Annotated in this window: 12 protein-coding genes; 11 read left to right on the top strand and 1 reads right to left on the bottom strand. The window is 42.1% G+C overall.

The window, feature by feature from the left end:
- Positions 1 to 284 precede the first annotated feature (284 nt).
- The gene (locus tag AC5EUN_RS16105) at positions 285 to 950 is read left to right on the top strand and encodes an epoxyqueuosine reductase QueH (RefSeq protein WP_126038861.1); all 666 of its coding nucleotides are present in this window, start codon (positions 285 to 287) and stop codon (positions 948 to 950) included.
- A gap of 2 nt (positions 951 to 952) precedes the next feature.
- Here the strand turns inward: AC5EUN_RS16105 and AC5EUN_RS16110 are convergent, their stop codons facing one another.
- A complete protein-coding gene (locus tag AC5EUN_RS16110; protein WP_493352420.1) occupies positions 953 to 2,347 on the bottom strand; it encodes a methylenetetrahydrofolate reductase C-terminal domain-containing protein in 1,395 nt (464 codons plus the stop codon).
- Positions 2,348 to 2,865: 518 nt separating this feature from the next.
- Between AC5EUN_RS16110 and ribBA the strand changes: the two genes are divergently transcribed.
- The 10 genes from ribBA (at position 2,866) to AC5EUN_RS16160 (ending at position 14,286) form a co-directional block, all read left to right on the top strand.
- Positions 2,866 to 3,981: a bifunctional 3,4-dihydroxy-2-butanone-4-phosphate synthase/GTP cyclohydrolase II gene (gene ribBA, locus AC5EUN_RS16115; RefSeq protein ID WP_004983924.1), complete on the top strand. Its 1,116-nt coding sequence runs from the start codon at positions 2,866 to 2,868 to the stop codon at positions 3,979 to 3,981.
- 18 nt (positions 3,982 to 3,999) lie between these two features.
- Entirely contained in the window at positions 4,000 to 4,470 is a 471-nt protein-coding gene (gene ribH, locus AC5EUN_RS16120) for a 6,7-dimethyl-8-ribityllumazine synthase (protein WP_004684294.1), read from the top strand.
- A 4-nt stretch (positions 4,471 to 4,474) separates the two neighbouring features.
- The gene (nusB, locus tag AC5EUN_RS16125; RefSeq protein ID WP_004983920.1) at positions 4,475 to 4,930 is read left to right on the top strand and encodes a transcription antitermination factor NusB; all 456 of its coding nucleotides are present in this window, start codon (positions 4,475 to 4,477) and stop codon (positions 4,928 to 4,930) included.
- Positions 4,931 to 4,942: 12 nt separating this feature from the next.
- Complete coding sequence (gene thiL / locus AC5EUN_RS16130; protein WP_493352421.1) at positions 4,943 to 5,860, top strand: thiamine-phosphate kinase; 918 nt, start codon at positions 4,943 to 4,945, stop codon at positions 5,858 to 5,860.
- On the top strand, positions 5,838 to 6,359 hold the full coding sequence (locus AC5EUN_RS16135; RefSeq protein ID WP_004983912.1) for a phosphatidylglycerophosphatase A family protein: 522 nt from the start codon (positions 5,838 to 5,840) through the stop codon (positions 6,357 to 6,359). Before thiL ends, AC5EUN_RS16135 begins: the two co-directional genes overlap by 23 nt.
- Positions 6,360 to 6,379: 20 nt before the next feature.
- On the top strand, positions 6,380 to 7,744 hold the full coding sequence (gene glmU, locus AC5EUN_RS16140) for a bifunctional UDP-N-acetylglucosamine diphosphorylase/glucosamine-1-phosphate N-acetyltransferase GlmU (protein WP_493352422.1): 1,365 nt from the start codon (positions 6,380 to 6,382) through the stop codon (positions 7,742 to 7,744).
- 12 nt (positions 7,745 to 7,756) lie between these two features.
- Positions 7,757 to 9,595, top strand: coding sequence for a glutamine--fructose-6-phosphate transaminase (isomerizing) (gene glmS, locus AC5EUN_RS16145; protein ID WP_493352423.1), 1,839 nt, complete (start codon positions 7,757 to 7,759; stop codon positions 9,593 to 9,595).
- A gap of 158 nt (positions 9,596 to 9,753) precedes the next feature.
- Positions 9,754 to 10,563 (top strand): TnsA endonuclease N-terminal domain-containing protein, encoded by an 810-nt coding sequence (locus AC5EUN_RS16150; protein ID WP_171355043.1) that lies wholly within the window; start codon positions 9,754 to 9,756, stop codon positions 10,561 to 10,563.
- Entirely contained in the window at positions 10,547 to 12,637 is a 2,091-nt protein-coding gene (locus AC5EUN_RS16155) for an integrase catalytic domain-containing protein (protein ID WP_493352424.1), read from the top strand. Before AC5EUN_RS16150 ends, AC5EUN_RS16155 begins: the two co-directional genes overlap by 17 nt.
- Positions 12,634 to 14,286, top strand: a complete 1,653-nt coding sequence (locus AC5EUN_RS16160) for an ATP-binding protein (protein WP_493352425.1) — start codon at positions 12,634 to 12,636, stop codon at positions 14,284 to 14,286. The genes AC5EUN_RS16155 and AC5EUN_RS16160 overlap by 4 nt, the downstream gene beginning before the upstream one ends.

Genomic DNA, 14,286 nt, shown 5'->3' on the forward strand with positions numbered 1-14,286 from the left:
GCTGTTGAAGTGGCCCGCCTTCAACGAATACCTATCTAACACAACTGTTAAACACCCTTTGTGTAAATGATGACGAATCTCGCTCCATTATGCAAGTTTGGGCCTCTCAAATGTTCTCTCTCTACTCATCTACAGCACTCAAAACAGCTCTTAATCATCTGCCAAAGTCGATTTTAATCATGAAAATTCATCAGCTCATCCTGAGAATTCTTCATCCAATCGCCGTTGATCCGCTCGTTAGACGTTTTAAACTGTCTGGTTTAAATAGATAAAAACCATTCAATATGTCGAAGCTCGAACGTCAGAAACTTAGCCTCCCCACAGGTCATGACAAACTGCTCTTGCATTCCTGCTGCGCGCCTTGCTCAGGTGAAGTCATGGAAACCCTGATTGAATCGGGTATCGATTTTTCTATCTTTTTCTATAACCCCAACATTCATCCTGTAAAGGAATATCTGATTCGCAAAGAAGAAAATATTCGCTTTGCAGAAAAACATCACATTCCATTTATTGACTGTGATTACGACACAGACAACTGGTTTGCACGTGCTAAAGGTATGGAAAATGAGCCAGAGAAAGGCATTCGTTGCACCATGTGTTTTGATATGCGGTTTGAACGGACAGCGTTATATGCGGCAGAACATGGCTTTAGCCTGATCAGCAGCTCTCTCGGTATTTCCCGTTGGAAGAATATGCAGCAGATCAATGAGTGCGGGCACCGTTCTGCTTCACATTACGCAGGCATTCACTACTGGGACTATAACTGGCGCAAACATGGCGGTGCGGTACGCATGCTGGACATCAGCAAACGTGAAGAGTTTTATCAACAAGAGTACTGCGGCTGTGTGTATTCACTGAGGGATAGCAACCGCTGGCGCATGAGCCAAGGCCGTGAGCGCATCAAACTCGGAGAAAAGTTCTATTCAAATGCTATGGATCAGGACAGCTGATTTTAGTCTGCAGACTCCACATACCAATTTTTCCAAGAGCTGGTTCCACGTACCGCAATCGACACGGTCGGAATCAGCTTTTCTTTTAAAATCGCTGTTTGTCCAACCGCTTTGGCTAAGCGTGCTTTGACGGAATGAATGCATTCACGGTCACCAAATTCACAGCGGTCTAAGCTGGTTCCACCACAAGGCCCATTAGCCAAGCCTTTGGGGCAAGTTTCTGGGCAAATGTACAGGGTCTCGCCTAAACGGCATTGACCACAACTCTCACAGCCCACCACCGCATGCTTACTCAAATGTTCCGTTTTCAGTAATGCATTGTTGGCTTTCGTTCGATCCCAAACATTAAAATTAAAAATAAACCGCCCTACTCCTTTAGCCAGTTTAGATTCAAATAAAGCATCGTGCATCAAATGCAGATGTTGGTATTTAATAATCTGACTTGAAGTCGCAGGCCGTGAATAATAAGCCAGCTTTGGATGAAACTCTGTACTGGTTTGCACCTGCCAAAGCGTATTCCAAAGTTGTTCACACTCAGCAAAACTCAAATGCCGATATTCTTCAATATAGCTTTCTAGCAACACTTGCTCTTCAGGCTGATGGCAAGCCGATAAATGCACCCCCGCAAAACCCAAATGTCGACACATTAGAATCTGCAATGCACAGCGCACATAAACACGATCACTTAAACCCTGTTCTTTTTCCTGTTGCAACACCTGCAACATATGCGGGGTGATCACAATGCCAGCCACTTTATGTTTCAGCATAAACTTAGCCCGTGCCAAGGTCAGTGGCATGACACAGGCTAACATTTTTTGAGCATACTGATGCCGCGCTAAAAATGCATGTGCATCTTGTAAAGCAGCCATGTCATAGCCCAATTGGGTAATCACATAATCGGCCCCTGCTTTCATTTTTTTATGCAGTTTTAAATATTGCGCCTCTTTTTCCGCTTCCGCATATTTAAACGGGTTAAACGCGACACCGATATGAAAACCGCCTTGGCGTTTGGCTTCCATGACAGCATTCACCGACTCCAAATAACGTGTTCGGGGTTCTAGGTCGTGGCTATAGCAGTGCTGTTTTAATTTATCACCTGTTAAAAGCAACAAGTTCTTTTGACCCCGTGTTTTTGCATCTTGCAAAAACTGCTCAAAGTCTTGTATATCGCGTGCCTTCCCCGAAAAGTGAATGACTTTCTCAATCTCTTGTGGATACTGTTTGGCGACTTGCAAAGGCGCTTCATCATCATCCGCATGCACCCGATCAGCCAGAGTCATAGCCGCAGGAAAACCTGCAAATTGAGCTTTCACAGGCCACTGGGCTTGGTGCGAGCTTAAGTATTCAACCAATACGCAAAATTGTTGCTGTGCAAAATATTGAGCAAGTAAGGACATCACAGAAGAAATAATCCAGAGGATTAAAAAAGAAGAATTATAGTACAAATCAAAAATAGATGACGAATCGTCTGATTATTCACTCGGCATATTCAATATTTTTTGACTCATCCTCCACCCGATGAGTGAACGCAAATATCCACCCCGGTCTGATTCATTAGTTGCAGTACCCTGCTAAAACTGAACCTGATGGTCAAATTCAAAAAAGAAGGTACTCCAACGCTCAACCACTCGCCATCAATAGCGCAACATTTGTCTAGACCCCTTATTTACTACACCGATTGACTTATTTTCGATAAGATTGTTCTTTTTTATGCTTTTCAATCGCTTAAAGACTAAGCACATTTCAGCTTTTTAAAATAAAGGCATCTTTTCAAGCTGGGACTGACTGTGTATAACAATGGACGACTCAAGGAAATGATTCGCACATAGGCAAAAGCCTGAAAAAAGCTTAAACTATGTGCCAATGAAAACAAATGATATGTCGTCCATGGCGACAACGATGAAGGTGAAGGTTGATGCCGCTCAATACCGTTGAAGAGCTAGTTGCAGATATCCGTGCAGGTAAAATGGTCATCCTGATGGATGACGAAGATCGTGAGAATGAAGGTGATTTAGTTATCGCAGCGACCCATGTTCGCGCAGAAGACATCAACTTTATGATCACCCACGCACGTGGTTTGGTGTGTTTAACGCTCAGCCGTGATCGCTGTAAACAATTGAATCTTCCATTGATGGTCGATGCCAATGGCGCACAACATGGCACCAACTTCACGCTTTCAATTGAAGCGGCAGAAGGTATTTCTACAGGGATTTCACCTGCGGAACGTGCGCATACCATTCAAACGGCTGTAGCGGCACATGCCAAACCATCAGATATCGTTCAACCAGGACATATTTTCCCATTGATGGCGCAGCCTGGTGGTGTTCTACACCGCGCAGGTCATACCGAAGCAGGTTGTGATTTATCTCGCCTAGCAGGTCTAGAGCCGGCATCGGTCATCTGTGAAATCATCAATGAAGATGGCACGATGGCGCGCCGTGCCGATCTTGAAATTTTTGCTGAAAAGCATGGTTTAAAAATTGGCACCATCGCGGATCTGATTCACTACCGTATGACCAATGAGCAAACAGTTGAACGCATTGATCAGCAAAGCATTGATACCGAATATGGGACTTTTGACTTATATCGTTACCGCGAATTAGGCAATCCAGATATACACTTGGCTTTGGTGAAAGGCGAACCAAAAGAAGGTGTAACGACCGTCCGTGTCCATGGTTTCAACCCTGTTCGCGACCTGCTCAAGCTCAACAAAAAAGACGGTGAGCCAGCATGGAATCTCGACAAAGCCCTGCAAGAAATCGCAAGTAGCGATCGTGGTGTTTTAGTCTGGATTGGTCAGCGTCATTTACAAGACTTAGGCCCAGCCCTAGACAGCCTTACAGCACCAAAACCAACCAAATCCAATGCTGCTTTATCTCAGCAGTACCAAACCATTGGGGTAGGCGCACAAATTTTACGTGATTTAGGCGTAGAAAAGATGAAGCTTTTGAGCTCACCTTTACGCTTTAATGCACTCTCTGGGTTTAATTTAGAAGTGGTGGAATATATCACCGCACATCAAACAACTTAAAAAATCATCGAGGTTGCTATGGCAATTCGCCGTATTGAAGGTATGTTACATCTCGCTAGCGAAGGCCGTTATGCGATTTTAGTGGGTCGTTTTAATAGTTTTGTTGTCGAACATCTATTAGAAGGTGCAATTGATACATTGAAACGTCATGGTGTATCAGAGGATAATATCACTGTTGTTCATGCACCAGGCGCGTGGGAACTTCCTGTCGTGGCTAAAAAATTAGTGGCGTCTGAACGCTTCGATGCCATCATTGCACTGGGTGCTGTGATTCGTGGTAGCACACCGCACTTCGACTTTGTTGCAGGTGAATGTGCCAAAGGTTTAGGCGTGGTTGGCCTAGAATCTGGTCTTCCAGTGATTAATGGTGTATTGACTACGGATAGTATTGAACAAGCGATTGAACGCTCGGGTACAAAAGCAGGTAATAAAGGTGGCGAAGCTGCTCTTACTGCAATTGAAATGGTTAACTTGTTAAAGGCTATTTAACGCTATGTCGCAAACATTGCAAGCAACTTATGCAGCAAAACGTAAAGCACGTCGCTTTGCTGTACAAGGAATTTACGAATGGCAAATGAGCCACAATCCAGTCCATGAGATCGAAGCACGTACGCGTGTGGAAAATGCCATGCACAAAGTGGATCTGAGCTATTATCATGAATTGTTAACCCAAGTGGTTGCCAATCATGAAGCATTGGATGCGCTCTTAATCCCTGTGCTTGATCGCGAAGTTTCTGCGCTTGATGGCGTTGAACTTGCGACCCTTCGTTTAGGCGCATATGAACTCAAGGAACACCTTGAAATTCCATATCGTGTGGTTTTAGACGAAGCGATCGAGCTTGCTAAACATTTTGGCGGTGCAGACAGCCATAAATACATCAATGGTGTATTAGATCGTTTAGCAACAACTTTACGTGCAGCAGAAAAGCAACAAGCGAACTCACAGTAGTAGATTTGTTGTATGGCTGAGTTTTCGATCATTGATACCTATTTTAATCGTAAGAGCCCTCATTCTGTCGATTTAGGCGTCGGTGACGACTCAGCCTTGCTCACCCCACCACCGCAGCAACAATTGGTCATTTGTGCCGATACCTTGGTTGCTGGACGTCACTTCCCGCTTGATACCAGCCCACATGCGATTGGCTGGAAATCTGTCGCAGTCAATTTATCTGATATCGCCGCAATGGGCGCGAAACCTCAGAGTATTTTACTGGCCTTGAGCTTACCCCAAATTGATCATGACTGGCTCAAAGGCTTTAGTCAGGGTTTATATGATTGCTGTGATAAATTTGGAGTGAGTTTAATTGGTGGAGACACCACCCAAAGCCCACATCTCACCATTTCCGTGACTGCACTGGGCTGGGTCAATATCGGTCAAGCCGTCACCCGTTCTGCCGCTCAAGTGGGTGATTTGATTTGTGTCAGTGGTACTGTCGGCGATGCTGCTTTTGCCCTGCAGCACTTAGGCCACCCTCTCCAACACCGTTTGGACTACCCTACCCCACGCTGCGAACTGGGGCAAGCACTCAAAGGCTTAGCGCACAGTATGATTGATGTGTCGGATGGCTTAGCACAAGATCTCGGTCATATTTTAAAAGCATCCCATGTGGGCGCGACCCTACAGCTTGATCAATTGCCCATCAATACCACGCTACAAGATTTAACACGAGAACAACAATGGCAATATGCTTTGGCGGGTGGCGATGACTATGAATTATGCTTTACAATAAGTCCGCAGAATTATGAAAAACTTTTGCAACAACAAAACCATAGCAGCATCAGTGTGATTGGAAAAATTGATGCCGAAAGTGGTCTGCGTTTTCAACAAAATGGCTTAGACCATTCCTTGCAATTTAATGGATATCAACACTTTGCATAAGCCCCCTATCCTCTTTCGTCAGATGTCTTGGTATGACCGTTTCATCGTATTTTGTGGTGTAGGGTTTGGCTCAGGGCTAGCACCCAAAGCACCAGGAACGTTTGGTTCTGCATTCGCACTGCTGTTCGTCCCGATTTGGCTTGCAATTGGCTTATCGAACACCATTATTGCCATCATCCTCATGTCTCTAATTGGCATTTATATCTGTGGGCATACTGCCAAAGTGATGGGCGTCCATGATGATGGGCGTATTGTATGGGATGAGTTTGCTGGCCAGTCCATCACCTTTTTGCCTGTCCTGTATTTAGGGCAAATGAATTGGCTCTGGCTGCTGCTGGGTTTTATTTTATTTCGTATTTTTGATGTGTGGAAACCGTGGCCGATTCGTGTCATTGACCAAAAAGTCGAAGGTGGCTTTGGTATTATGCTCGACGACCTGATTGCAGGACTTTGGGCTGCACTTTGTATTTGGATTTATTTTTATTTCACTGTGGCTTAGGCCATTTTTAGGATTAGAACATGTCAACGACTGTTATTATTCTTGCTGCAGGTAAAGGAACACGTATGCGTTCTTCTTTACCCAAAGTACTACAACCACTTGCAGGACGTCCTTTACTTGGTCATGTCATCGACACTGCAAAAAAATTAAATGCAGCCAATATTATTACAATTTATGGGCACGGCGGAGCACGAGTTCAAAAAACATTTACTCATGAAAAGATTGAATGGGTGGAACAAACTGAGCAACTCGGAACAGGTCATGCAGTGCAAATGACACTCCCCGTCCTTCCACAGGAAGGCAGCTCACTGATTTTATCAGGTGATGTACCTTGCATCTCTCAAAACACGCTACAAAAATTACTCAATGCGACAGCCGAGACAGGCATTGGCTTAGTGACTTTAACTTTAGCCGATGCAACTGGTTATGGCCGTATTGTGCGTGAGAATGGGAAAATTCAAGCGATTGTTGAACATAAAGATGCAACCACAGAGCAGCATCAGATTAAAGAAATTAATACGGGTATTTACTGTGTCAGCAATGCCAAATTACATGAGTGGTTACCTAAACTCAGCAATAATAATGCGCAAGGTGAATATTACCTGACTGATATTGTAGCAATGGCCTTAGCCGATGGGATGCAAGTCGCATCGGTTGAGCCTGAACAAGCCTTCGAAGTTGAAGGAGTGAATGATCGTGTTCAGTTCGCCGCATTAGAGCGTCAATTCCAAACCGATCAAGCCAAAAAGCTGATGCAGCAGGGTGTTCATCTGATTGACCCAAGTCGCTTTGACCTTCGTGGAAATTTAACCGTTGGGCAAGACGTACGCATCGACATCAATGTGATTATTGAAGGCGAATGTGAATTTGGCGACCATGTAGAAATTGGTGCAGGTTGTATCATCAAAAACACCAAGATCGCAGCAGGTACAAAAGTTCAGCCGTATAGCCTCTTTGATAATGCTATGGTCGGCGAAGATGCGCAGATTGGTCCTTTTGCTCGTTTACGACCAGGTGCAAAACTGGCTGCTGAAGTGCATATTGGTAACTTCGTTGAAGTCAAAAACACCAGCGTTGGCTTCGGTTCAAAAGCCAACCACTTTACCTATTTAGGTGATGCTGAAATTGGTGCAGGCTCGAACATTGGTGCTGGGACTATTACCTGTAATTATGATGGTGCAAATAAATTTAAAACCATCATTGGTGATGCTGCATTTATTGGTTCCAACAGCTCATTGGTTGCACCTGTCACCATTGGCAATGGGGCAACCGTCGGTGCGGGCTCCACCATTACCCGTGATGTTGCAGAGAATAGTTTAGCGGTAGAACGCTCTAAACAAGTTGAAAAAGAGAACTATCAACGTCCACAAAAGATGAAGAAATAAGAGGATTAGATTATGTGCGGTATTGTCGGTGGCGTTGCAGAACGTAGTATTACAACTATTTTAATTGAAGGTTTAAAACGCCTTGAATATCGTGGCTATGACTCTGCGGGTTTAGCGCTGGTCAATCAAGGCCAAGTTTTACGCGAAAGACGTGTCGGTAAAGTTTCAAATTTAGAAGAAGCCGTTAATCAATCCAATATTCTCGGTTCTCTGGGTATTGCGCATACCCGTTGGGCAACCCATGGTAAACCCACTGAAGATAATGCACATCCGCATATTTCTGGCGATGTTGCTGTAGTCCATAACGGCATTATTGAAAACTACCAAGAACTTAAAGATGATCTTGAAGCTTTAGGCTATGTATTTACCTCACAGACCGATACCGAAGTGGTCGCTCACTTGGTTAAGGATGCCCTAAAGTCAACTCCAAGCTTGCTGGAAGCTGTGCAACAAGTCGTGCCTCAGCTTAAAGGGGCTTATGCACTGGGTATCGTACATACCGACCATCCAGATGAACTGATTACCGTGCGTGAAGGTTCACCTTTGGTCATTGGCGTCGGCATTGGTGAAAACTTTATCAGTTCAGATCAATTGGCTTTACTGCCTATTACCAATCGTTTTATTTACCTTGAAGAAGGTGATATTGCTCGTTTAACCCGCAATAGCATTGAAGTTTTTGTCGCTGGTCAACTGGTCGAGCGCCCAATCAAAGAATTAGATGCTGCCGTCAGCAATGCATCTAAAGGTGAATATAAACATTACATGCTCAAAGAAATTTATGAGCAACCTGAAGCAATTCAACAAACCATTTCTCAAGCTCTAGATGGCAATGCACTGCGTGAAGACTTTCTTGCCAATGCAGTTGCTGATTTCCAAAAAATTCAGCAAATCCAAATCATTGCCTGCGGGACAAGCTACCATGCAGGCATGATTGCCAAATATTGGTTTGAACAACTGATTGATTTACCGTGCCAAGTAGAAATTGCGAGCGAATTCCGCTATCGCAGCCCTGTCATTGTCAATCACACGCTTTATGTCTGCATTTCACAATCTGGTGAAACCGCTGACACTTTAGCCGCACTGCGTGATACCCAAAAGCGTGCTGCAGCAAAAGGTGCTGACATTACCACCATGACTATTTGTAATGTCGCAACATCGTCTATGGTACGTGAGACCAATCATAGTCTGCTTACACTGGCGGGTCCTGAAATTGGTGTAGCATCGACCAAGGCATTTACCACACAGCTTGCAGCACTGATGTTATTGGTACTCAAAATCGGTACAGTTAAGAAAAGCATTTCTGTACAGCATGTGGCTGAGATTACGTCTGAACTTTGGCATACCCCTAAAGTAATTTTAGATACCTTACGTAATGACCCTGAAATTTTACGTTTATCTGAACTTTTCGTAGAGAAGCAGCACTGCTTATTCTTAGGTCGTGGCACGAATTTCCCGATCGCACTCGAAGGGGCGTTGAAACTCAAAGAGATTTCATATATCCATGCTGAAGGCTATGCCGCAGGTGAACTTAAACATGGTCCGCTCGCTTTAGTCGACAATGACATGCCTGTGGTCATTCTCGCACCGAAAGATGACATGCTCGATAAACTCAAATCGAATATGGAAGAGGTTCAAGCTCGTGGTGGTGAACTCTTTGTCTTTGCCGATGAAAATAGTGGCATTAAAGCCAAAGACCGTCAGCATGTGGTTTATGTACCAAGCATTAGCCCAATATTGGCTCCAATTGTTTATAGCGTACCTGTACAACTGCTGTCTTATCATGTTGCAGTTCTTCGCGGTACGGATGTCGACCAACCTCGAAACCTCGCTAAATCGGTCACCGTAGAATAATTATTTAAATAAAGGCTGGGTATCCTGTTTTTGGACAATATAGTTTTAAACCTACCATTAAAGTTCTAAACTGTAACAATATAGTTCTAAACTATACATTAAAGTTGTAAACTGGATAAACCCAGCTATACTGATTAAAAAGTAGGCTGGGTTTTTCTATGAGTAGAGCACCGAGATTCTTCACACAAGAACAAATTAGCAAAAGAATAAAAGATGGTCGTGGACAAGGTATGGGAAAAGATTACCAACCATGGCTGACTATTCAGGATGTACCCTCTCGTGGGGTCTCTCATCGTATTTACTCTCATAAAACTCAAAGAGTTCATCATTTACTTTCTAATTTAGAACTGTATGTTTTTTTGATTTTAGATTGGTCTAGTTCTGTTCAGGATATTCGGGAACAATTTCCTTTGAATATAGATGACACAAGAGAAATCTGTTTAGAGCATGGTTTGAGACATCCCAGCATACAGGGCTCAGAACAAGTCATGAGTTCCAATTTTCTGATTGATACAAATGATAAGAACAAGCCTCAGTTTGCGATTCAGGTAAAGCCTTTAAAAGAGCTATTAAAAGAAAGGACAATTGAAAAACTTGAAATTGAACGTCGTTACTGGAAACTCAAAGAAATCCCGTGGAGTATTGTGACGGAACAAAATATTCCTATAACTGCCCGAAAAAATCTCGAATGGTTAAGTCCCTTTATTGTAGAACATTTAGATCCTGATATCTGGGATAAACTACATTCAATTTTCTATTATTTTTCAAAAAAGCCAGGGATTTCTATCATTAAACTTTGTAAAGAGGTTGATATTCAGGAAAGAACTACGGCTGGAATGACCCTACAATATTTAAGAACACTTATAGCAAATCGTTCAATTAAATTTGATATCCAACAGCCATTCGATAAATTAAAAGGGTCTGACCTAGTGTTTGATTTAGAGGTGTCTTATGTGGCAAATCAATGAGGTCGTTAAATTTGATGAAAGCCACTATCGGGTTTTATTCTTTCAATCTGGCGAAATCATATGGATTCATATGGAGGAAGCCAAAGGCGTTCCCTCTTTAGTTCTTGAAGAGCAACTTTCAAAATGGATTGATGAAAAACGCTTATTTAGAAGTTCAGACCCTTTTGAGTATCTTAAGTCTCTAGAGCCACCTGTAAACTCAGTCACTTTTGAAAAACGTGATCAGGCTTACCGAATTATTGAACCAATTGTATATGATACAGGCTGTTTTGATGAAGAGATTAGGGCTAAGCGGATTCGTTTGGTAGAACAGACAAATATTGTAACTAAAGCCACAATATACAAATACCTACGCCGCTATTGGCAAAGAGGTCAAATTCCAAATGCTTTATTACCAGATTATAGAAATGCTGGTGCACCAGGTAAGCCAAGAACCTTGGTAGGTTCTAAAAAGTCAGGGGCAAAGCGTAAATTTGGTGACGGAACTGGTATTAAAATTACGCCAGAAATTGAAAGGCTCTTTAGGTTAATAGTTGAATCTGAATTATTAAATGACAAGAAAATTAATATCACATCTGCTCATCGACAATTTGAAGAACTTTTTGTCCAACATTACCCATGTATAAAACAGGCAGATATTCCAACACGTAGACAGTTTGATCATTTCTACAAACGTGAATACAAGCTTCCGCAAAGAATAGAGGCCAGAACATCTGTCCTAAACTTTCAAAAAGATGTACGACCATTAAGTGGGACTGCTACAGCGAATACAATTGGACCTGGTAGTCGTTATGAGATTGATGCAACTATTGCCGATATCTATTTAGTTGCTGATGATGATCGAAGCAGAATTCTAGGTCGTCCTATCCTATATGTAGTGGTTGACGTTTTTAGCAGAATGGTCGTGGGATTCTATATTGGGTTTCATAATCCATCATATGTTGTTGCCATGCAGGCAATTGTCAATGCTTGCAGTGATAAAGTCAGTTTATGCAAATTACTTGGAATTGATATCCAGCCAGAACAATGGCCGACCATAGGTTTGCCTGATACCATTCTTGCTGATCGTGGTGAAATGATGAGCCATCAGGTCGAGCGCTTAATCCATGGTTATAATATACGTATTGAAAATGCACCTGCTTATCGAGGGGATGCGAAAGGTATTGTTGAACGTTATTTTAGAACATTACAAGCAGAATTCAAACCTTATGCCCCTGGTGTAGTAAAAGGGAATCGTATTCAAAAACATGGCGAAAGTGATTACCGTCTTGATGCGGTTGTACCCATTTCTGCCTTTTCCAAGATGATTTTAAAGACAATACTTTATCGGAATCAGCATCATGTATTGGATACTTATGACAGAGATGCAGATTTTCCACCAGACTTACCCTCTATCCCATTACACATATGGAACTGGGGAATTCAAAACCGTACAGGCCATCTTCGTACTGTAAATCCAGATACTTTACGGATCATGATACTGCCTCGTAAGAAAATTTCTATTTCCACTTCTGGCGTCAATTTATGGGGACTGTATTACATTGGATCAGAGATACTCAAAGAAGGCTGGTTACATCGTAGTAAAGAAGTCACTCGCCCACAGGATCTCCAAGCTGCCTACGATCCCAGTTGTGTAGATAAGATATATTTATTCCCAAAACATGATAGTACGATCTATTGGGAATGTTCTTTATCAACTAAAAGTCGTCAATTTACAGGTATGTCATTTTGGCAAGTCTGGGAAATACAAGATCAAGAAAAAAATCTACATGCAATTGAAAAAGATAATAGTAAAACTGCTCGTAGAGAATTAGATCAATTTATTCGTGACACCATTGCAGAAGCCAAAAAAATGGCGACCAACTCTGGTGTATCCAATCGCCAGCGTTTATCTGAAATTAAATCGAATAAAAATTCTGCTCGTGAAAATGAAAAACTTTCTAATACTTACTTGAAACCTGATAAGCAGCCTAAAAATCAGGGAACAATTATTTCATTTAAGCCGAAACAAGATGAGTCAAGCTACCCACAGTTCGTTCCAGGGCTTTTTGATGATGAGGATGATCAATCATGACAATTGATATAATAAGAAATGCAGAATATCAGGACACAGGTGTTCAGGCTTATAAAGATAACCCGCTCATCGAAGCTTTACCTCCTATTCAGGAACCTTTTGAAGATACAAAAAATCTCATCTCAAAAGTAACGCCTACCCTTGACGATCTAAAGCAAAAACGAGTTATTCGAGCCCATAATATCCATCAGATTACAGGCTCATTTTTCCAACCTTTAGCAATGCATATGCTACTGAGTGAGCGTATTTCTCTCATGATTCGTGGAGGATATGTCGGCCGTAATCCAAACACAGGAAAGTTGCAACAGCACCTACAAAATGGTTATGAAAGATTGCAAAAAGGTGACTTAGATGCCAAACGCTTTGATGGAGCTGAATCAACTGCTCATAGCATGGCCATCATTGGGTGTTCAGGTAGTGGTAAAACGACATCTTTACGAAGAATACTAAACACATATCCTCAAGTCATTTTTCACCCTACATTAAATCGTCATCAGATCGTCTACTTAAAAATAGATTGCTCCCATGATGGATCGCTTAAAGAGCTTTGTCTCAATTTTTTCCGAGCAATTGATAAAGTCATCGGTTCAAATTATGAGAAAAAGTATGGTATGAAAAGACATGGCGTAGAAACCATGCTTGCACTTATGGCTCAAACAGCTAATATGTTTGCTTTAGGTCTCTTAGTCATTGATGAAATTCAACATTTGAGTCGGGCAAAGTCTGGTGGTTCAGAGAAAATGCTCAACTTTTTTGTCACCATGAGCAATACCATTGGTATTCCTGTACTTTTTGTGGGGACACCTAAAGCAAGAGACATTTTTGATCTTGATCTACGTTCCAGTCGACGTGCTGCTGGCTTAGGATCTATTTTTTGGAACCCAATATCACAATACCTACCTGATCAAACTAGTCAAAATCCTGAATGGATTGGATTTACCAATACGCTTTGGAAATTGCAATACTTGCAGAAAAGAAACCCTATTTTAAGTGATGAGATTCGTGATACTTGGTTTGATCTAAGCCAAGGTATTCTCGATATTGTAGTGAAAATTTTTATTTTAGCTCAATTACGTGCTCTCGCAACGGGAGCAGAAACGATTACTGTAGAGCTACTGAAACGTGTTTATGAGGATGAACTGAAACTTGTACATCCTATGCTCAGTGCATTACGTTCAGGAATACCTGAGCGAATCGCTCAATTCTCTGACTTGGCTGTACCCGATATGGATAAGAAAATTATTCATCTTATTCAGAAAATCTCCGCAACTACCGTTGAATCTGAAGAAGACCGAGCCTTAAAACAGCTTAGTAATGATGATCAACGACGTGTCTATCTGATGCTAAAAGATGAGTTTCCATCAGACTCTATCCTCTTTGCCATTCAACAAATTGTAGCGTTAAAACCCCAAATATCCAGACAACAGCTCTTAGCTGATATTATTCAGACAATGGAGATAGATAATACAACGTCTCAAATTCCAGTAACCAAAAAGAAAAACCAACGGATTAGCTTAAAACACTGGAATGAGCTGGAGGATATAGATCTTCGTCATATTTTTTCGATGAATCAAACCAACTCAGAAAATATTTATACCCAATTAGACCATCACGGTTTAATTCTGCAAATGTCAGACCTATTGTCATAG

This window comes from Acinetobacter sp. CAU_H_S170_2, from assembly GCF_058890445.1.

What these genes read in the sequence shown, in the direction of transcription:
- ribBA (WP_004983924.1), top strand. Translation starts at nt 2,866, where the DNA reads ATGCCGCTCAATACCGTTGAAGAGCTAGTTGCAGATATCCGTGCAGGT.
- glmU (WP_493352422.1), top strand. Translation starts at nt 6,380, where the DNA reads ATGTCAACGACTGTTATTATTCTTGCTGCAGGTAAAGGAACACGTATG.
- thiL (WP_493352421.1), top strand. Translation starts at nt 4,943, where the DNA reads ATGGCTGAGTTTTCGATCATTGATACCTATTTTAATCGTAAGAGCCCT.
- AC5EUN_RS16110 (WP_493352420.1), bottom strand. Translation starts at nt 2,347, where the DNA reads ATGTCCTTACTTGCTCAATATTTTGCACAGCAACAATTTTGCGTATTG.
- ribH (WP_004684294.1), top strand. Translation starts at nt 4,000, where the DNA reads ATGGCAATTCGCCGTATTGAAGGTATGTTACATCTCGCTAGCGAAGGC.
- AC5EUN_RS16160 (WP_493352425.1), top strand. Translation starts at nt 12,634, where the DNA reads ATGACAATTGATATAATAAGAAATGCAGAATATCAGGACACAGGTGTT.
- glmS (WP_493352423.1), top strand. Translation starts at nt 7,757, where the DNA reads ATGTGCGGTATTGTCGGTGGCGTTGCAGAACGTAGTATTACAACTATT.
- AC5EUN_RS16155 (WP_493352424.1), top strand. Translation starts at nt 10,547, where the DNA reads ATGTGGCAAATCAATGAGGTCGTTAAATTTGATGAAAGCCACTATCGG.
- AC5EUN_RS16105 (WP_126038861.1), top strand. Translation starts at nt 285, where the DNA reads ATGTCGAAGCTCGAACGTCAGAAACTTAGCCTCCCCACAGGTCATGAC.
- AC5EUN_RS16150 (WP_171355043.1), top strand. Translation starts at nt 9,754, where the DNA reads ATGAGTAGAGCACCGAGATTCTTCACACAAGAACAAATTAGCAAAAGA.
- AC5EUN_RS16135 (WP_004983912.1), top strand. Translation starts at nt 5,838, where the DNA reads ATGGATATCAACACTTTGCATAAGCCCCCTATCCTCTTTCGTCAGATG.
- nusB (WP_004983920.1), top strand. Translation starts at nt 4,475, where the DNA reads ATGTCGCAAACATTGCAAGCAACTTATGCAGCAAAACGTAAAGCACGT.